Below are 18,891 nucleotides of genomic sequence, written 5' to 3' on the forward strand. Positions count from 1 at the left end.
CGCCACTTCGCCCGTCGCCCTGGCCGGTCGGCTCAAGTACCGCCCGCCCCTATCGGCGGGTGAGCGACCAGAGCGATGAGCGACGGAGAGCGCAAACTCCTCGATACGCAAGGCAAGTTCGTCCAGGTCGTCAAGGACGGGCGAAAACGCAACGACATCGAGTGGGTCCCTGGACGCATCCTGCTGTCGAACAAACGACTGGTACTGGCCACAAACGAGGGCAAGCGGACGATTCCGCTGTCGTCGCTGACCGCCGTCACCGCCAGCCAGATGAACCAGCCGCTCGCCCAGGTCGACAGCTACGTGAAACTCCGGTCGGGTAGGGACGTGACACTCGTCGCGCCCCGGGCCGACGAGGAGTTCGAGGACCACCTCTACAGCGCCTTACTCGACCAGATCGTCGTCCTCACCAAACACCCTGCCGTCGAGGGCGGCGTCGTCCAGGAGGTCGGCTGGGAGAAGGCCCGCGTCAAACTCGACGGCGACTGTCTCAACCTCGCGATCACGACCGGGACGTTCGTCGAACTCGATATCGACGATGTCGGGACCGTCGACGCGAAAGAGAAGACGGTCAGCGGCGAGGAGCGTCCGGTGCTCGAGGTCGAACACACCGTCGACGGAACCAGCGTCGAGACCCACATCTCCGGTGGTGCCCGACACGTTTCACTGCTGGAGGGGTTGGTCCGGCAGGGTGAACAGCGAAACGTCGCCGACGACATCGAACTCTCCGACGAGGAGACACAGGTGTTGATGGCGTTGTACTCCGGGATCTCGCCGTTCAAGATCCCGGAGTTCGTCGACATGGAGATCGAGACGGTCGAGGAGGTGTACGACCGCCTGCTGGAGGCCGATATTCTGGAGCCGGTCCGGACCCGACGTGAGGTCCAACTGGAGGCCCGCGGGCGGTCGATCGCCAGCGAGGCGATGTCCGACCAGTAGTCAGTACGGCGGCGAACTGCCGTAGAGCCGAGTGTAGTGGACAGCATCGCTGAGAACCCGCGAGCCCGGCAGGAGGAACTCCCCGGAGACGGGAAACAGCGAAAGCCCGCTGACCAGCAGGTACGCTGCCATCGACCCGGCGGCGACCCCGAGGACGACCGCACCGGCACGATCGAGTCCGGAGCGTGTCGTCGCCAGGACTGTCCACGCGAGGGTGACGACAGCGACCGCCAGCGCCCACAGTGCGTACACCTGAACGGACTCGTCTAGGACGAGGTCGCCGCCGGCGACCGCAGCCAGATACACGCCGGTCCCGGCTACTGCGGTGGTCGCCGTCGTCGCCGCGAGCACGCGGCCCTGGGATTCGACGACACGCCGGACAGCCGGCAGTCGGGCCAGCCAGTAGATCCCGACGACGTACAGCGGGTGGAGGTACCGGACGGTGAACATGTGATGGACCGGGAGCGAGCCCAGGAAGACGCCCAGTAGCAACACGACGTAGCCGACAGAGAAGGCGTCGAGGACCCGGATAGCGGACCACTCGTGCGGGGACCGGACCGCCGACAGGTGTCGCTTCCCGGCCAACATCGGGGCCGCGACGAGCGATCCCAACAAGGGCATCGACGCCAGCACGCTCAGGTTGACCGCGGCGTCCTCGGAGGCGGTGAGCCCGTCGAGATAGCCGGTCCGGACGAAGACCGCGGCGATCCGCCCGGGATCGGTGAGGAACAGTCCGTACGACCTCATGAACAGCCCCGGCAGTCGCCGGCCGAACAGTCCCACCGCGGTCGCGACGACGGCGCTGAGACCGCTCCCGGACCCGTCACCGGTCGGCTCGGCCGATGCCGTGTCGCTCCCTGTGGCTCCCCCGCCCGCACCTCCCTGCGTAGCCGATCCGCCGTCGGTCGCTCCCGGACTGAGCACGTCACCGTCGTAGTTCGGCAGGAGCCGGGGCGGCTCCACTGGGTTGCCCGCGATCAGCCAGTTCGTCAGGAAGAAGGGGACCAGCGAGACGAACAGCGCGGCCCCCACGACGGCGAGGTCACGCGCGCGGTTCGACCGTGCCGTCGGCAGATCGACCGCCGCGACCGTGAGCAACAGGATGAACCCCTCCGCCGCGTGCACCCAGGCCGCGGCCCCGACCCAGGCGTAGGTTAGCGCTCGGAACCGCCTCGCGTGCCGGCAGGTCGTCGCCGCCCGGCTCCGGTAGAGGGTGTACATCGCCAGGACGACCAACAGGGCGGTGACACTGTGGCGTTTCGGGACGGTCGCCCAGAACCCGACCGGCGTCCCGACGGCGGCGACCACACCCATCGCGAGCCCGACGCGACGCGTGTACGCTGCTTTCCCCAGCCGGTAGCAGACGACGGCGACGAACGCGGCAGCGAGTGCGGTGGTCGTCTGGAGGGCCAACACCGGGAGCCACCGCGACGGGAGCGGCGTCGCGACCGCGAGGTTCCCCACGAAGACGGCTGCCCCGAGCGCCGCGCCGAGCAGTGTCCCCGCCCGTTCTCGGTCGATCACGGCGCCGATCCCGTAGCCTAGGACGGCGACGGCCAGCGACCACAGGCCGGCCAGGAGTATCCGGAGGTCGAGGAGTACCGAGAGGAGCCGATAGACGACGAGCCACACCGCCGAGACGACGACGACGCCGTAGTTCCGGCCGTAGACGCGACCGTTGACGAGGTAGGTCCCCGGTGTCGAACCGGAGGGCGGCCCGTAGACGGCCTCGTCGATGGAGAGGTGTCCCTCGACGACGCCGACGAGCGTGTTCGCGAACGCGTACTGGTCGCTGGAGAAGAAGTTCAGCTCCCAGTAGAGCGCGAACCAGACGAGCGCCGCGAGCCCGACCAGCGCCCCGATCCGGTCCCCGAAGACCGAGCGAAACACCGCTGTCCGCAACTCCGAGACAGTGACTGTCTCGCCGGCCAGCAACCGGTCGAGGACCCCCTCGCTCATCGCTCGACCTCGATCGTGATGCGGCGCTGGACCAGGTCACGCTCCCTGTCGCCGGTCCGCAGCCAGACGGCGACAGTCGCCTCGTAGCTGTCCCGCTCGATCCGGTCCGGACTGATCCCTAACGGGTTCGGCCGGAGCCGTAGCCGTTCACCGCCGCGGCCGGCCAGCGCGTATCTGCTCGTCGCCGTCGTCCACAGTTCCGGGATGTCGATCGTGTATCGGACGACGGGGTTTCCTTCGACGGAATCGACCGAGACAACTGCGGGGGGCGCGGACAGGTGGTATCGCCCGGCGCCGAACCGACCCCGTTCGAGGACGATCTGTCCGTCGGGGACCGACTCGACGGAGACGTCCGCCTGGCCGGCTCCCGCCGGGGGGGTTGCCCGTGTGAGGTCGACGGCACCGACCAGCGGGCCAGAGACGAACGCGAGGACAGCGACCGCAACGGCCAGAGCCGCCAGCGGGCGCGGGAGCGACATGATACCGGCCGTTGACCGTGGCCGCATATGACTCTACTGGGGCGATTATCGGACCGGATAACGACGCCGACGACATTTACGTCTCGACGGCCAACGGGAGGACGATGGTCACAAACGAGAGCGACACCTTCGACATCGGTGGGGAACTGACAGTCAATCGGCTCGGGTTCGGTGCGATGCGGATCACCGGCGACGACGTCATCGGCGAACCGGACGACGCCGAGAACGCTCGCCGGGTACTGGAGCGAGCGGTCGAACTCGGCGTCGACTTCATCGACACCGCCGACTCCTACGGCCCGGGCGTCTCCGAGCGACTGATCGGCGAGGCACTCGATACCGAGCGCGAGGACCTCGTGATCGCGACCAAAGGCGGACTGCTCCGCAATACCGACGCCGACTGGCTCCCCCACGGCGACCCGGACTACCTCCGGAACGCACAACTGTGCTCGCGGGACCGGCTGCGGATGGACCCGATCGACCTCTATCAGTTCCACCGCCCGGACCCGGACACGCCGTTCGAGGAGTCGGTCCACACCCTCGCGGAGCTGAAAGACGAGGGGCTGGTCCGCCACGTCGGCCTCTCAAACGTCTCGGTCGACCAGCTCGACCGGGCACGCGAGATCGTCGAGATCGCGACGGTCCAGAACCAGTACAACATCGCTAACCGTGAGGACGAGGCTGTCCTGGAGGCCTGTGAAGACGCGGGGATCGGGTTCATCCCGTGGTACCCGCTGGCAGCCGGTGAGCTCGACGACGTCGAGGGGATCGAGGAGATCGCTCAGCGCCACGACGCGACACCCTACCAGATCGCGCTGGCGTGGCTGCTCGGGCATTCGGACGTGACGCTGCCGATCCCCGGGACGTCGAGTATCGAGCACCTCGAACAGAACGTCGCCGCCAGCGCGATCGATCTCAGCGACGACGAACTCGCACGGCTCTCCTGATCCCGGAGCACCGACGGCGCTGTCTTTCGGCGTACGGTTCCCCGCTGTTGGGAACAGCACCCCTCCTTTTTGTCGCAGGCAGACGGATGTTCATCTAGAGGACCATGCCTGTTCCACCCTGGCAACTCGGTGCGCTCGTGGTCGCGCTCGCGTTCAACTGTCTGGGTGTCTACGTCGCGGTCCGACTGGGTCGGGCCGAACGGACGGCGACCGCAGATATCGGGGAAGACACCCGCGTCGACGACGAACGCGGTGACGACGGGCCGGCTGTCTTGGCGTGTCCGGCCTGCGGGACCGAGAACGAGTCCGGCTATCGGTACTGTCGGGAGTGTGTCGCCGAGCTTCCGGCAGCGATCGCCGCTGGGGACGACTGGGCCGACGCCCGCGGACGGTTGACCCGGTAAGGTGGTGTCTCCCGACACCGGGGTGTTTTTCAGCCACTGCGCTGTACCCGGAGCCATGACCACGATCACGCTCGGTCCGTCGGGGACGTACTCTCATCGGGCCGCACAGGCGGTCGCCGACGACGACATCACGTTCACCGAGTCGGTCACCGCGATCGTCGAAGCCGTCGCCGACGGCGAGGCCGACCGCGGCGTTGTCCCGGTCGAGAACAGCATCGAGGGATCGGTGACGGAATCCCTCGACGCTTTCAGTACCTACGATATCGCCGTCGTCAGGGAGATCATCACCCCGATCCGGCACGCCCTGTTGGCCCAGCGCGAATCGTTCGACCTCGTCGCGAGCCACGCCCAGGCACTGGCGCAGTGTCGGGGCTGGCTCGACGAGCACTACCCGGGGATCGACGTGGAAGCGGTCACCTCGACGGCCCGCGGCGTCGAGCGCGCACGCGAGGACCCGTCGGTGGCCGCGATCGGTCATCCCGCAAACGCCACCGACGGGGCTGAACTGGACGTACTGGCCGAGGACATCCAGGACCGCTCCTCGAACGCCACCCGGTTCGTCGTCGTCGCGCCGGTCGACGAGCGCAGCGACGCCGGCAGCAAGACCTCCTTCATCGTCTACCCGAACGCCGACTACCCCGGGCTCCTGCTGGAACTGCTCCAGCCCTTCGCCGACCGGGACATCAACCTCACCCGCGTCGAGTCCCGGCCCAGCGGCGAGCGACTGGGCGACTACGTCTTCCACATCGACATCGCCGCCGGCCTCTACGAGGACCGGACCCAGGATGCTCTCGAAGACATCGAGGCCATCGCCGAGAACGGTTGGGTCCGCCGCCTGGGCTCCTACGACTCCGAGACGGTCATCAACTGATACGGAGTACTGTCGTCTCTGACCGGTATCGACGAACTACGGTCGGACGACCACCGGGAAACAGCTACAGTGCGACAACGTGTCATGTGAAAGTTAAGTCGGGGGCGCGCGTAGGGCCGGATATGACCGATACCGATCCGTTCAGCGAGATCGAGCGCGCGTTCGACGTACTGACCGACCAGTTCGGGGCCAACCTCGGTGCGGTCCCGACGGATCTCGTCGAAACCGACGACGAGTTCGTCGTCCGCATGGATCTGCCCGGGTTCGATACCGAAGATATCGACGTTACACTCGCCGAGGACCGGAAACTCTCGGTCACCGCCGAGCGCGACGAGTCGGCCGAGTCCGCCGACGGGCAGTATCTCACACGCGAACGGCGCAGGCAGTCCCTGAGCCGGACCGTCCGACTGCCCGGTCCCGTCGAGGACGACGCGGCGGCCAGCTACGAGGACGGCGTCCTGACCGTCCACCTGCCCAAGATCGTCGAGGACGAGGGCGACGATGGGACCGATATCCCGGTGAACTGACGATGGTACTCGAACCCGGGACGCAGCCGCCGTCGATCAGCGCCCACAACCAGTGGGGGGAACGCGTCACGCCGGACTTCCGAACACCGACGGTGCTGTATTTCTACCCGCGTGACGACACGCCGGGCTGTACGACCGAGGCGAAGGCGTTCAACGACCGCTACGAGGAGTACCACGAGGCCGGCGTCGAGGTGTACGGCGTCTCGACCGACGACGTCGACAGCCACTGTGAGTTCGCCGAAGAACACGACCTCTCCTTCGATCTGCTGGCCGATCCGGACGGAACCATCGCCGACGCCTTCGACGTCGAGATCAGCGAGCGCGACCGGGCCAGCCGGACGACCTACGTCCTCGCGAAGGGACGGGTCGTCGGCGTCTACGAGGGTGTCAGGCCCGAGGGCCACGCCGCGGAAGTCCTCCGGGACCTGATGGAAGCCGGGCTCGTCCCGATGGAATAATTACTCCGCGATGTCGATCGCCGGGCGCCCGGGCTCGGCGTTCCCGATCAGCCCCTCGTCGGTCTCCTCGGGCGACTGGACGACGACCTCGGCACCGAACTCGCGTTCGAGCAGCCACGCCGCTCGCCGGAGGGTTGCGACCTCCTGTTCGGGCGTGAGCAGGTCCGCGAACGTCGCGCGCCCGGCCAGTTCCTTCGCGAAGTCCGCGGCGGCCTCGCCGTGTCGCTGGAGGTCCTCGTTTTGCATCACCGCGGGGACGACGTTGTCGGCCTCACGAGCGATGTCGACGACCCGGTGTTTCCAGTCGGGTGCGACCGCCAGTGTGATCCGCTGGGGGTCCTCGATGCCGACCGTGTCGACGATGTCCCGGACGTCCTCGCGGGTGTCTTCGACCAGGCGGCGTTCGATCCCGTAGTCCTCGGGGGCCTCGCCGGCCGGCCAGTCGGCCTCGGCGACGAGCCCGTCGTTGTCCAGTTCCTGCCAGATCTCTTCGGCGACGTGGGGCGCGACTGGCGCCAGCAGTTTCGTCACCGTCACCAGCCCGCGCTCGAAGGTCTCGGGGGCAGGGTCGGTCGCTTCCTCGTACCGGCGCAACAGCGAAACCAGTTCCCGGGCCGCCTGCAGCGCGTGGTTGAACCGGAACTCCTCGTACTCCTCGGTCGCGCGGGCGGCCGTGGCATCGATCTCGCGGGCGACGTACTCGGCGATGTCGTCGCGCTCGCCGGTCTCGACATCGCCGGCCACGTAGTCGGCGGTCAGTTCGTAGACGTTCTGGAGGAAACTGTGGGCCGACTGGACGCCCTCGGCGCTCCAGGCGAACTCTTTCTCTGGCTGGGCGGCCTCCATGATGAACAGCCGGGCGGTGTCGGCGCCGTACTCCTCGATGATGCGCTGGGGCGAGACGCCGTTGCCCAGGCTCTTGGACATCTTGTTGCCGTCGGCACCCAGGACCATCCCCTGGTTCGTCAGGTTGGTAAAGGGCTCGCGGACGCCGCCGGAGAGCAGGTCGAGGTCGTCGACGACCTTCGTGAAGAAGCGGGCGTACAGCAGGTGCATCACGGCGTGTTCGATGCCGCCGACGTACTGGTCGACGGGCATCCAGTCGGTCGCCCGCTCGGCGTCGAAAGGTGCGTCGTCGAGGGCCGGCGAGGTGTACCGCAGGAAGTACCACGAGGAGTCGACGAAGGTGTCCATCGTGTCGGTCTCACGGACGGCGTCGGCCCCGCAGTCGGGACAGTTCACGTGTTTCCACTCCTCGGCGGCGTCCAGGGGGTTCCCCGTGGTGTGGACGAACTCCGGCAACTCGACCGGCAGATCCTCGTCGGGGACCGGGACGTAGCCACAGTCCGGACAGTCGATCATCGGGATCGGCGTCCCCCAGTACCGTTGGCGGGAGATGCCCCAGTCCCGGAGGTTGTACTCGGTCCGGTGCTCGCCGTCGAAGACCTCGACGAACCGATCGCGGGCCTGTTCGCTCGTGAGCCCGCCGTACTCGCCGCTGTTGACGAGGACGCCGTCCTCGGTGTAGGCCGCTTCCTGAACGTCGATGTCGTCGGGGTCGACCTCGGCGTCCTCGGTCGGCTCGACGACCTGCTCGATCGGGATATCGTGGTGGGTGGCGAACTCGTGGTCGCGGTCGTCGTGGGCCGGCACCGCGTAGAGCGCGCCGGTGCCCACGTCGGTCAGGACGTAGTCGGCGACGTAGACCGGGATCTCCTCGCCGGTCGCGGGGTTCGTGGCGTACTCGCCGGTGAACACCCCCGAGGTCACCTCCAGGTCGTCCTCGTCGGCGTGTTCGACCTCGTGGACGTAGTCGGCGACCTCGTCGTTGTCTTCGGCGATCTCCTGGGCGACGGGGTGGCCCGGCGCCAGCGAGAAGTAGGTCGCGCCGTAGATGGTATCCAGTCGGGTCGTGAAGATGTCGACTGCGCCGTAGTCGCCGACCTCGAAGGCGACGCTCGCGCCCTCCTGCTTGCCGATCCAGTTGCGCTGCATCTCCCGGACGTTGTTCGGCCACCCCTCCAGGTCGTCGAGCGATTCGAGCAGTTCCTCGGCGTAGTCCGTGATGGTGAGGAACCACTGGTCCATCTCGCGGTGTTCGATGGGCGTGTCACACCGCCAGCACAGTTCTGCCTCGCCCTCGACCTGTTCGTCGGCCAGGACCGTCTCACAGGAGGGACACCAGTTCAGTTCCGCGCCCTGGCGTTCGACCAGGCCGGCCTCGTCGAAGCGCTTGAACAGCCACTGGTTCCAGCGGTAGTAGTCGGGATCACAGGTGGTGACCTCCCGCTCCCAGTCGTAGCCAAAGCCCATCTCGGTCAGCTGTTCTTTCATCGAGTCGATACAGCCCAGCGTCCAGTCGCGGGGGTTGGTGTCCCGCTCCTCGGCGGCGTTCTCCGCGGGCAGGCCGAAAGAGTCCCATCCCATCGGGTGGAGGACGCTCTCCCCGCGCATCCGCTCGAAGCGGGCGAAGGCGTCGGTGATCGTGTAGTTCCGGACGTGGCCCATGTGCAGCGAACCCGACGTGTACGGGAACATCGCCAGGACGTACTCCGGGTCGGTGGCGTCGTCCTCGATGCGGAACACGTCGGCCTCGTCCCACGCCTCCTGCCAGTGGGGTTCGATCGCCGTGTGGTCGAACCCGCGTTCGCGTTCGTCACCGGTCGTGGTCATGGTAGTCGGTCGGACACCGACGTTGCTATAGCTTTCCCTTCAGCCGACCGGGTCGACAGCGTGACACCCAACGACGTGGTGGCATAGGCTTATTGTCACTTCGAGCGAACGTCCGGGCATGGCAGACGATGCGTCCACCGACGCGGAGGCGACAGAGTCGATCATTCCGGAACCGATCCGGAGCGTGACGCCGCTGACCGGCACCCACCACGATTGGGAGATGGACGTCTTCGGCTGGGGGATGTTCCTGGGGCTCGCGGTCCTGCTGGTCCCGCTGTTGCCCTTCCTCGTCATCGTCTGGCTGATCTCGAAGGTGACCGAGGCGCTGACGCCGAGCTAGCTCGCCGGCCGTCCGCTCACGTGGTGTCGGTCCCGACGAGTTCGAAGTCGGTTCCCTCGCCGGCCTCGCGGGCGTTCTCGTAGGCGACGTGGGCCGCCGCCACGTCCTGGATCGCCAGACCGGTCGAGTCAAAGAGGGTGATGCCGTCCGCCGACTCCCGGCCCGGGAGATCGCCGGCGACGATCGAGCCGAGTTCCCCGTAGATGTCCCCGTCGTCGAGGACACCCTCGCTCCAGGGGACGTTGATCTCGCCGGAGTGGGTACACTGCTCGTAGTCGTCGATGACGAGTTTCGCGTCCAGTAACGTCCGGTCGTCGTGTTCGTGTTTCCCGGCGGCGTCGGCGCCGATGGCGTTGACGTGGGTGTGGTCGCCCAGCCACTCCCGGTCGACGATGGGCGACTCGACGGGCGTGATCGTCGAGAGCACGTCACAGCCGGCTGCCTCCTCGATGGGTCCGGCGCGGACGTCGAAGCGGTCGCCGAAGTGATCGACGACGGCCCGCTGGCGTTGTTCGTCCCGGTCGGCGACGACGACCGTCTCGATGTCACGAACGGTCGCGATGGCCGCCAGTTGCGTGTACGCCTGGGTCCCGGCACCGACCAACCCCAGCGAGTCGGCGTCGGGCACCGCGAGGTGGTCGGTCGCCACGGCCGCGGCCGCGCCGGTACGGAGCCGCGTCAGGACGGTCCCGTCCATCACGGCGAGGGGGAACGCCGTCTCCGGGTCCGAGTAGATGAGCGTCCCCAGCACCGTCGGCAGGTCGTGGTCGGTCGGGTTGTCCGTGTGGACGTTGACCCACTTGACCGCCGCGGCGTCCCAGTCGCCGGCGTTGACGTAGGCCGGCATCGACCGGAAGTCGCCGTTGTACTCGGGCAGGTCGATGTAGGACTTCGCGGGCATGATCGTCGCCCCGCGTGCGTCCGCGGCGAACGCGGCCGACACCGCGTCGACGACGGCGGGGAGGTCGGCGTGTCTCTCGACTGCGTCCGGACCGAGCAACAGGGTCTGCATGTCCGATGGTGGGACCCGCTGGAACTTATAGGTGGAACAGGCGCTTCGCTCGACGGTACCTCCGTCGACCGAGCCGTTATGCCGCTCGGCGCCGACGTTCCCGTATGCACGGTGGGCTCCGGGTACTGGGTGTTGTGCTCTGTCTCACCCTCGCGGGCTGTGGCGGATTCGTCGGCGGGACTGGCCCGACCGAACCCGTCACGCCCGCCCCGGTTCCAGCGCCCGATCCTGCGACCGTCAGGATCGCACCGGGGCTCACCGAAGCCGGGATCGACGACGCTGACGCGCTGGCACGCGCCCACGTCACGCACCTCTCGAACCGGTCGTACACGGTCGACCGTCGGCGCCTGGTCGAGACGACCGAGGGGACCGTCCGGTTGCGCCAGCACACGCGAGCCGAGATCGCCGCGGGCTACGACAGCTACCGCGCGGTCAGAACCGTCACCGGGGGTACTGTCACCGACCGGACCGTCCGCATTCGCTGGGCGGACGGGCGCGCGGTCCAGTGGATGACCGAGAACGGAACGACAGATCGACGCATCGTCGCCGACAGCCGCGGTATCGGCGGTCCACCGCTCCCGCCACGGGCGGCGCTGTCGTTCGATCCCACCTACAATCAGCGGTTGCGGATACTGTTCGGCGCCGTCAACGTCACCGACGTTTCGCTCACTAACGAGGAAGTCATGCAGATCAACCGGGCGCCACTGTACCGCGTCACGACTGACGGCGCGACCGACCGTGGCCGAGTACCCCTCGTTGGCGGGGACCGGGTCGGCGGCGTGAGTTTCACCGCGACGGTGACGCCGAAGGGCATCGTCCGCTCGTACGCCCTCCAGTATACGGTCGTCCGCGGCGGGACGCGACTGCGGGTGACCGAATCGGTCCGGTACAGCGACGTCGGGACGACGACGGTCCCGAGCGAGGAGTAGTTCCTTCGTGGGTCACAGACGGGGAAGCCGCCGCGGTCCGACTAACCGGATCGATCCGTCTCGCTTGTAGAAGCAGACGGCGAGCGAGCCGTTTCACTCGACCGAGCGAAGCGTGGCCGAGAAGCCTATCCAAGGGGGTTCAGCAGATCCCTGGAGGCGGCCGAGGAAGTCTACCGCAGCAAAACGTGGTGTTACGCGATCAGCAGTTCTTCGCCGCGTTCGACCTTGATGCGACAGGAGGGCGTGATCTTGTTGTAGGCACGGCGGAACGCTTCCTTGACGTGGGGGGCGTCCTCGACCTGGCAGTAGGCCGTAAAGAGGCGCTCGCCGGACTGGACGCGGGCTGCGGTGCCGACGATCTTTCCGAACGCCTGGCGCATCCCGTCGGAGACACGGTCGGCCCCGGCACCGGTCGCCTGCTTGTTCTCCCGCAGGACCTGGTGGGGGAACTTCCGGAGGGTCATCTTGTAGTCGCCGTCCTCGCCGATTTCCTTGATCAGGTGGCGGTTGGCCGAGAGGCGGGAGGCCTCCAGGGAGCCGTGGCGCAACTGGACGGACTCCTCGACGATGAGGCTGATCTGGACGGGGTACTCGTCCCGATCGGTCTGCTTCTGGCCCATCTCGTGCTGTGCGATCTTCGATCCGGGGATGCCCGTGATGTACTCGCGTCGGGTGTACGAGGGCTTGTCGATGTCCCGGTACATTGAGGCGGGTTTCTCCGACATAGATACTCTTGGCGGATACGTAGCCGAGCGGGGGGATAAGCGCTTCGAAGCCGGGACGACGCCGTGTGGGTGACTGACAGCAGTCGCTACGGCTACGGAGTGCGGGTGGCACTGGTGTTACCTCGCTGGGGTGTTTATGGTCGTCGACGCCTTCAGATACGGTACAATGAACATGCTCGTCGACGGCGAGTGGCGGACAGACGCCTACAAGACAACCAACGAGGACGGTGAGTTCGACCGGCAGGAGACGTCGTTCCGTGACCGTATCGAGGACGACCCTGACGCGCGGTTCCAGCCCGAGGCGGGGCGGTATCACCTCTACGTTTCGCTGGCCTGTCCGTGGGCACACCGGACGTTGCTGGTCCGGAAACTCAAGGGGTTGGAAGACGCGATCAGCGTCGATATCGTCGACCCGTACCGCGACGACGACGGCTGGCAGTTCACCCCCGAGAAAGCCGGCTGTACCGAGGACACGGTCAACGGCGCCGACTACCTCCGTGAGGTCTACGTCGCGGCCGACCCGGAGATGACCGGCCGGGTGACGGTGCCGGTCCTCTGGGACAAACAGGAGGAGACCATCGTCAACAACGAGTCCAAGGAGGTCCTGCGGATGCTCGACACCGAGTTCGGCGGCGTCGCCGAACACGACGTCGACCTCTACCCCGAGGGCTATCAGGACGGAATCGACCGGATCATCGACGAGATCTACGAGCCGATCAACAACGGCGTCTACCGGGCCGGCTTCGCCGACACGCAGGCCGCCTACGACGACGCCGTCACGGAACTGTTCGACGCCCTGGAGCACTGGGACGAGGTACTCGCAGACCAGCGGTATCTCGCCGGTGACCGGCTGACAGAGGCGGATATCTGCATGTTCACCACGCTGGTCCGGTTCGACGAGGTCTACCACACCCACTTCATGTGCAACCACAAGCTCATCCGCGAGTACGACAACCTCTGGCCGTATCTGCGGGACCTCTACCAGACGCCGGGCGTCGCAGAGACGGTCAACGTCGACCACATCAAGGAACACTACTACACGACCCATCCGGATGTCAGCCCGAAACGGATCGTGCCGATGGGTCCCGCCCCCGACTTCGAGGCCGCTCACGACCGGGACGAACTGCCGGGTGAACTCCCCGACGATCTCCTCGCGACGGCCTGACCGAGCCCATCGGGTTCTCCGGCCGACATATCGCACGCTGAGGGGACGGCAGCGTTTTTACGTTCCACCCCCAGATACTGGTGCAATGAGGGATGACGCTGGGAACGAGCGGGGGGTAAGCACCGTTATCGGTGTGGTACTGATGGTCGCTATCGTCGTGATTCTCGCTGCCGTGGTCGGGACGTTCGTCCTCAACATCGGCCAACAGCAGCCGCAAAACGCGCCACAGACGGCGATCGTCGCCGACTACAGTAAAGAGACCAGCCCGAACGGCGAGTATCTCAACCTGAGTGTCGGGAGCGGTGAGACGCTCCAGCGAAACGAGCTCTCGGTGACGGTGAGCGACGTGAAAGACTCCAGCGGGAACGACGTCTCGCTGACCGGGAATCCGATACAGACACAGGCGCCGACCGAGATCAGTTCGGGCACGGAGATCAGTATCAACGCGAAGCAGTTCAGCGGCGTCGGGTCGGGCGAACATCTCGACCTGAGCGAGGCGACACTCCGGATCGTCTGGGAACCGGCCACCAGCGAGGAGACGAATACGTACGTCATCTATCGTTGGCCGGACCCGAGTACCCGTTAGCTGAGACGGCCCTCGTTGGCCTCGTAGTCTTCGAGGAACGAGCCCGGCCCACCGACGGTCACCGTCTCGTCGCCCAGTTCGACGACGAGCGTGTGTTCGATCGGATAGGCGTTGGTCTGTGGTTCGACCATCCCCTGGCGCGTGTCGACGACCTGTCCCTCGATGTGTCCGGGGTCGTCGGTGGCCTGGACGGGAGAGACATCGGCAGCGAACGTCACCGGTTCGTCGGCCCGGAGCCGGAGCGTGGCCTGTAACACGAGATGACGGAAGCTCCGGTACGTCTCCGGGAGCGGGTGTGGTTCGCCGACGTGGAGTTCGGTCGCCATCGGCCAGTAGTTCCCGAGGAACGACCCCGAGAGGATCGGGACGATCTGTCTCTGGACGAACGCGATCGCCCGCTGGTCGGAGTTCGTCCGGAGTACCATGTCCGCCGGGGCGACCAGCCCGTACTGGCCATCGACCGTGAGCATGATCGGCATCTCCTGCTCCCAGGCGCGAGCGACAGCGGCTTTCCCCTCCACGTCGGTCGGATCGATCCGGGTGGCGCTGTTGACGACCAGCATGACGAGCACGCCGCGGTCGACTGCAGCGGCGAGGTCGTCGCCGATCTCCGAGAGGTGTTGCTGGGGGACCGAGAGCATGATTTCGCTTTCGGCGTCGGCGATGTACTCGCTGAGGCGCTTGACCACCGTCACGCGGGACTTGATCACGTCGAACTGCTGGGGTTCCCGATCCGTGTCGGCGAACCGATCGGCCAGCGCCGTCTCCATCTCCGTCAACTGGTCGGTCAGGGCGTCGATGACCTCCCCGGGCGGGCGAGCCCGGATCGTCGTCGGGACGACGTGGTCGTTGACCTCGACGAACCCGCGGTCTTCGAGCGATTCGCTGATGCTATAGACGTATCGCTTCGAGACGCCGGTGTCGTCGGCGATCTCGCTGGCCTTGGCTTCGCCGGTCCGGAGGATCGACAGGTACGTATCGACCTCCTTCTCGGAGAGGCCCAGTTGTTCGAGTCGCGCTGCGAGCGTTGCATCGTCCATCTGTTGTCAGAACCTCCGTAGTCACGACTAATTGTGTTTCGGTCGTATTCGGGCCGGTGCCGGTCTACCCATTATTTCCGTTGCAGTCTGCCACTATTGATCGAAAACGGGTCAAGCTACTGGTCGTTCAGGTGCGGGATATCCGATCGGACGACACCCGAACCGACGACCGCGACTGGGAACTGACCGTCGACCACGTCGCCCGCCCCGACGAGGGGACACCGCTTCTGGCTGTCGATTTCGAGGGATCGGGGGACGACCGCTATCTCGTCGTCGACCCGGCGCTGTCCGGTCACGCGAACCACGACTCCGCCCGAGCGACTGACGACGCGCCGGCAGCCAGCCGCGTCACCGTGGTCACCACGACCGGCGATCTCCCCACGTAGCGACGACCGCTCACCGGAGGCCGATCCGGGACGCGGATAGATCCTCTCCCAGGCCCCGTTTCAACTATGAAAAAGTATTACACCATAATTTATAGTGTCGGGGGTGCTGACTGGTGACCATGACGCTCCGGACATCGTTGAACGATTTCAAACGGAACCGGGACCACGATCGGCGGTTCCCGGGGGAGTTGCGCTCTACCGCCGGCATGTTCTCCGGCTTCGCCGACCGGCTCGTCTACGTCGACGCCGACGGCTCGCTGCGGGACTACTCCTATCCGCTCTGTGGGCTCTCGGGTATCGACCAGTCGCGGTTCGGCGTCGAGACCGACGACGTGTGCTGGTTCGACGACGACGGCGAACAGCGCTACCGGGGGGAGACCGGCGTCGTCGAGACCGTCCACGAGCAGTCGGGCTGGTCGGTCGCCCAGTACGACTGTACGATCGGTCGGGCACACGTCACGCGGTTCGAACTCCGGGGCGACGCGCCCTCGAACCCGACGCTGCAGGCGTTCGTCGGCTTCGCCCCCGACGGCCGGGAGGGGCGGACGAGCCTGCTCGTCCACGACGACGCGGTCGAGGCGTACCACCGCGACGAACACGACTACGTCGGCGTCTCGACCGGCATCGAGACCGTCCACGGACAGATCCCCGAGCGGTTCGACGAACTAGTCGCCGAAGGCCCGGTCGAGTTCCCCCGGGAGACGACACAGGAACGCTACGAGGACGCGGTCCTGACCGGCGGTGCCGTCGTGAGCGCCCCCTTCGAGGACCACGAGGTCACGCTCGTGACACTGGTGACCGACATCACCGAGACGACCCGCGAGGACGCTCTCTCGGAGGTCGCCGCCCTCGCAAGCAGTCACGACAGCGTCGGCACGCTGTGTGAGGCAAGCGAGGGGTGCCGACCCTGGTCGGTTCCCGAATCGACACCACACCGGGAGTCGATCGTCGACGACCTGCGCGTGGTCTCGTTGTTGTCGGCGAGCAACGGCGCCCGGATGGCCGGTCCGGACTTCGATCCGTTCTTCGTCACCTCCGGCGGCTACGGCTACACGTGGTTCCGGGACGACGCCGAGATCGCCGACTTCCTGCTGTCGGGCGATCAGCTCCTCGATCTGGGGCTGGCCGACTGGAACGAGCGGTCGGCGGCCTTCTACTGTCGGACACAGCTCTCCGACGGGAGCTGGCCACACCGCGTCTGGCCCGGCGACGAGACGCTGGCACCCGGCTGGGCCAACGCCCGCATCGAGAGCGGGAGCGACACCGACTACCAGGCCGACCAGACCGGGAGCGTCCTGGGCTTTCTTGGGACTTTCCTCCGGACCGGTTCCCCCGACGATCCGGGGCGGATCGAGACGGCGATTGCGCGTGGTATCGAGAGCCTCGACGAGACGCTCGTCGACGACGGGCTGCCGATCGACTGCCAGAACGCCTGGGAGAACATGCAGGGGCGCTTTACTCACACCGCCGCGACGTTCCTGCACGCCTACGCCGCCGTCGCCCGCGCGCCGGTCAACGAACCGCTCCGGAACCACGCCCGCGAGCAGGCCCGCACCGTCCACGACGGCCTCGACGGGCTCTGGACTGGCGACTACTACGCGCTCCGGGACCACGACGGCGAACTCGACGAGCGACTCGACTCCGGGACGCTCGCGCTGGTCGGTGCCCTCCGGGAGTACGCCGAGGTCGCCGCCCTCCCCGAGGGGACGCTGGACCGACTGGACACCCACGTCCGGACGACCCTCGACGGCCTGGAACGCGAGACCGACGCGATCCGCGGGCTCGTCCGGTTCGAGGGAGACGAGTGGCGACGGAACACCCAGGCCGACGAGAAGGTCTGGACGGTCTCGACCGCCTGGGGGGCCAACGCGGCCGCACAGTTGGGGTCACTGCTCGACAACCGGGGCGAGGACGTCCGGGCGGCGACCGCCTACGCCCGCTCGCGGGATCTGCTCGGGGAGCTCCTCCCCGGCGGCTCGCTCGTCCAGCCCAGCGGCTACCTCTCCGAGCAGTTGTACGACGACGGCACACCGGACTGTGCGACCCCGCTGGGATGGCCACACGCTCTCCGGCTGGCGACGGTCGCACACCTCAGTTCGATCGGCGAGTTACGGGCGGCGGAGGCGGCCGGGGCGACCGAGTAGCCCCTTGCAGATCGGTTCTGTAGAGAAGAGATGAAAAACGACGAGGGCCGGTTATTTGGCTGGGACGGGTTCTTCCTCGACAGCGGTGACCGCCTCGCCGGTCTGGTCGTCGAAGAGGTGGACCGACGATTCGTCGAAGGAGACGTGGATCGTCTCGCCGACCTCGGGTTCGATGTCGGCGGCGACACGCGCGATGAACTCCGGCGCGCCCTCGGTGTCGAACTCCCGGGCGTCGGTCCCCAGGTCCAGATAGAGGTAGTTGTCGCTCCCGACGGGTTCGACGACATCGACGACAGCCGGGACGGCCGACTGTGCCCCCTCGTTGCCGACGGAGACGTGCTCCGGGCGGACGCCCAGCACGTACGTGCCCCCGCTGATATCGCCGAAGGCGTCGGCCCGTCCGCTCGTCAGGTCGTAGGTGAACGCGCCGTCGGCGCCGGTGAGCCGGACGCCGCCGTCGATCGGTTCGGCGGTCACGTCGACGAAGTTCATCGAGGGTGATCCGACGAACCCGCCGACGAACTGATTGGTCGGGTTGTTGTAGACGCGGGTTGGCTCGCCGGTCTGCTGGAGTTTCCCGTCGTTGAGGATGACGATGCGGTCGCCCATCGTCATCGCTTCCTCCTGGTCGTGGGTGACGTAGACCGCTGTGATGCCCAGCTCCTCCTGGAGACGCTGGATCTCTGTACGCATCGTCGTCCGGAGCTTCGCGTCGAGGTTGCTGAGCGGTTCGTCGAACAGGAACACTTCGGGTTCGCGGACGATCGCACGGCCCAGTGCGACGCGCTGTTTCTGCCCGCCGGAGAGTTCGTCGGGCGTGTCGTCCAGCAGCTCTTCGATCCCCATCATCTCGGCGGCCTCGGAGACGCGTTTCTCGCGCTCCTCGGCGGACATATCCGTACTCATCCGGAGCCCGAAGGCCATGTTCTGCTCGATGGTCTTGTGTGGGTACAACGCGTAGTTCTGGAACACCATCGCCACGTCGCGATGGCGCGCGTGAACGTCGGTGATATCGTCCCCGCCGAGGCGGATTCGGCCCTTCGACGGTCGTTCGAGCCCGGCGATCATCCGTAGTGTCGTCGACTTCCCGCACCCCGACGGCCCGACGACGGTGACGAACTCCCCGTCGTCGATCGAGAGGTCCAGGTCGTCGACAGCGACGATGGACCCACCGTCGAACTCCTTCCGAAGCGTTTCAAGTTCGAGACTCGCCATTACTCCCGATGTTTGGTTCCTCAATGATAAACCTTCCCCAAATTCTGAAATCTATGATGGGAAAATTCGTAGTTAATTTACGCGATCGGTTCGAC

At 66.7% G+C, this 18,891-nt stretch carries 19 protein-coding genes; 12 read left to right on the forward strand and 7 right to left on the reverse strand.

Going from position 1 to position 18,891, the window contains the following annotated elements; all coding sequences use genetic code 11:
* Nucleotides 1-75 precede the first annotated feature (75 nt).
* A complete protein-coding gene (locus tag VJ109_RS09080) occupies nt 76-939 on the forward strand; it encodes a CheF family chemotaxis protein (RefSeq protein WP_324756144.1) in 864 nt (287 codons plus the stop codon).
* Here the strand turns inward: VJ109_RS09080 and VJ109_RS09085 are convergent, their stop codons facing one another.
* Nucleotides 940-2,898, reverse strand: a complete 1,959-nt coding sequence (locus VJ109_RS09085) for a hypothetical protein (RefSeq protein WP_324756145.1) — start codon at nt 2,896-2,898, stop codon at nt 940-942.
* A complete protein-coding gene (locus VJ109_RS09090; RefSeq protein WP_324756146.1) occupies nt 2,895-3,377 on the reverse strand; it encodes a hypothetical protein in 483 nt (160 codons plus the stop codon). The genes VJ109_RS09085 and VJ109_RS09090 overlap by 4 nt, the downstream gene beginning before the upstream one ends.
* Nucleotides 3,378-3,481: 104 nt before the next feature.
* Here VJ109_RS09090 and VJ109_RS09095 point away from each other — a divergent pair, with 104 nt between their 5' ends.
* The 5 genes from VJ109_RS09095 (at nt 3,482) to VJ109_RS09115 (ending at nt 6,581) form a co-directional block, all read left to right on the forward strand.
* Nucleotides 3,482-4,321, forward strand: coding sequence for an aldo/keto reductase (locus VJ109_RS09095; RefSeq protein ID WP_324756148.1), 840 nt, complete (start codon nt 3,482-3,484; stop codon nt 4,319-4,321).
* A 104-nt stretch (nt 4,322-4,425) separates the two neighbouring features.
* Entirely contained in the window at nt 4,426-4,725 is a 300-nt protein-coding gene (locus tag VJ109_RS09100) for a zinc ribbon domain-containing protein (RefSeq protein ID WP_324756149.1), read from the forward strand.
* A gap of 55 nt (nt 4,726-4,780) precedes the next feature.
* Complete coding sequence (gene pheA / locus VJ109_RS09105; RefSeq protein ID WP_324756151.1) at nt 4,781-5,596, forward strand: prephenate dehydratase; 816 nt, start codon at nt 4,781-4,783, stop codon at nt 5,594-5,596.
* 122 nt (nt 5,597-5,718) lie between these two features.
* Nucleotides 5,719-6,123: an Hsp20/alpha crystallin family protein gene (locus VJ109_RS09110; RefSeq protein ID WP_324756153.1), complete on the forward strand. Its 405-nt coding sequence runs from the start codon at nt 5,719-5,721 to the stop codon at nt 6,121-6,123.
* Nucleotides 6,124-6,125: 2 nt separating this feature from the next.
* Nucleotides 6,126-6,581: a peroxiredoxin gene (locus tag VJ109_RS09115; RefSeq protein ID WP_324756155.1), complete on the forward strand. Its 456-nt coding sequence runs from the start codon at nt 6,126-6,128 to the stop codon at nt 6,579-6,581.
* On the opposite strand, the gene leuS is transcribed toward VJ109_RS09115, so the two are convergent.
* Entirely contained in the window at nt 6,582-9,254 is a 2,673-nt protein-coding gene (gene leuS, locus VJ109_RS09120) for a leucine--tRNA ligase (protein ID WP_324756157.1), read from the reverse strand. It lies immediately after the preceding gene.
* Between the two features lie 118 nt (nt 9,255-9,372).
* Here leuS and VJ109_RS09125 point away from each other — a divergent pair, with 118 nt between their 5' ends.
* Nucleotides 9,373-9,594 (forward strand): DUF7535 family protein, encoded by a 222-nt coding sequence (locus tag VJ109_RS09125; RefSeq protein ID WP_324756159.1) that lies wholly within the window; start codon nt 9,373-9,375, stop codon nt 9,592-9,594.
* A 16-nt stretch (nt 9,595-9,610) separates the two neighbouring features.
* Here VJ109_RS09125 and VJ109_RS09130 read toward each other — a convergent pair whose 3' ends face one another.
* Entirely contained in the window at nt 9,611-10,606 is a 996-nt protein-coding gene (locus tag VJ109_RS09130; RefSeq protein ID WP_324756161.1) for an ornithine cyclodeaminase family protein, read from the reverse strand.
* Nucleotides 10,607-10,710: 104 nt separating this feature from the next.
* Between VJ109_RS09130 and VJ109_RS09135 the strand changes: the two genes are divergently transcribed.
* A complete protein-coding gene (locus tag VJ109_RS09135; protein ID WP_324756163.1) occupies nt 10,711-11,535 on the forward strand; it encodes a hypothetical protein in 825 nt (274 codons plus the stop codon).
* A 191-nt stretch (nt 11,536-11,726) separates the two neighbouring features.
* Here the strand turns inward: VJ109_RS09135 and VJ109_RS09140 are convergent, their stop codons facing one another.
* Nucleotides 11,727-12,260, reverse strand: coding sequence for a 50S ribosomal protein L16 (locus VJ109_RS09140; RefSeq protein WP_324756165.1), 534 nt, complete (start codon nt 12,258-12,260; stop codon nt 11,727-11,729).
* Between the two features lie 166 nt (nt 12,261-12,426).
* Between VJ109_RS09140 and VJ109_RS09145 the strand changes: the two genes are divergently transcribed.
* A complete protein-coding gene (locus VJ109_RS09145) occupies nt 12,427-13,425 on the forward strand; it encodes a glutathione S-transferase family protein (RefSeq protein WP_324756167.1) in 999 nt (332 codons plus the stop codon).
* An 85-nt stretch (nt 13,426-13,510) separates the two neighbouring features.
* Nucleotides 13,511-14,011 carry a type IV pilin N-terminal domain-containing protein gene (locus VJ109_RS09150; protein WP_324756169.1) on the forward strand — a complete coding sequence of 167 codons (501 nt, stop codon included), beginning with the start codon at nt 13,511-13,513 and terminating at the stop codon, nt 14,009-14,011.
* On the opposite strand, the gene VJ109_RS09155 is transcribed toward VJ109_RS09150, so the two are convergent.
* On the reverse strand, nt 14,008-15,051 hold the full coding sequence (locus tag VJ109_RS09155; RefSeq protein WP_324756171.1) for a TrmB family transcriptional regulator: 1,044 nt from the start codon (nt 15,049-15,051) through the stop codon (nt 14,008-14,010). The genes VJ109_RS09150 and VJ109_RS09155 overlap by 4 nt on opposite strands.
* 131 nt (nt 15,052-15,182) lie before the next feature.
* On the opposite strand from VJ109_RS09155, the gene VJ109_RS09160 reads away from it, so the two are divergent.
* On the forward strand, nt 15,183-15,437 hold the full coding sequence (locus VJ109_RS09160; protein WP_324756173.1) for a hypothetical protein: 255 nt from the start codon (nt 15,183-15,185) through the stop codon (nt 15,435-15,437).
* Between the two features lie 119 nt (nt 15,438-15,556).
* Nucleotides 15,557-17,581: a DUF7997 domain-containing protein gene (locus tag VJ109_RS09165; RefSeq protein WP_324756175.1), complete on the forward strand. Its 2,025-nt coding sequence runs from the start codon at nt 15,557-15,559 to the stop codon at nt 17,579-17,581.
* A 51-nt stretch (nt 17,582-17,632) separates the two neighbouring features.
* Here the strand turns inward: VJ109_RS09165 and VJ109_RS09170 are convergent, their stop codons facing one another.
* The gene (locus VJ109_RS09170) at nt 17,633-18,796 is read right to left on the reverse strand and encodes an ABC transporter ATP-binding protein (protein ID WP_324756177.1); all 1,164 of its coding nucleotides are present in this window, start codon (nt 18,794-18,796) and stop codon (nt 17,633-17,635) included.
* Between the last annotated feature and the right edge of the window lie 95 nt (nt 18,797-18,891).

This window comes from Haloarcula montana (genome assembly GCF_035666295.1).
In the GTDB taxonomy this organism is placed as follows: domain Archaea; phylum Halobacteriota; class Halobacteria; order Halobacteriales; family Haloarculaceae; genus Haloarcula; species Haloarcula montana.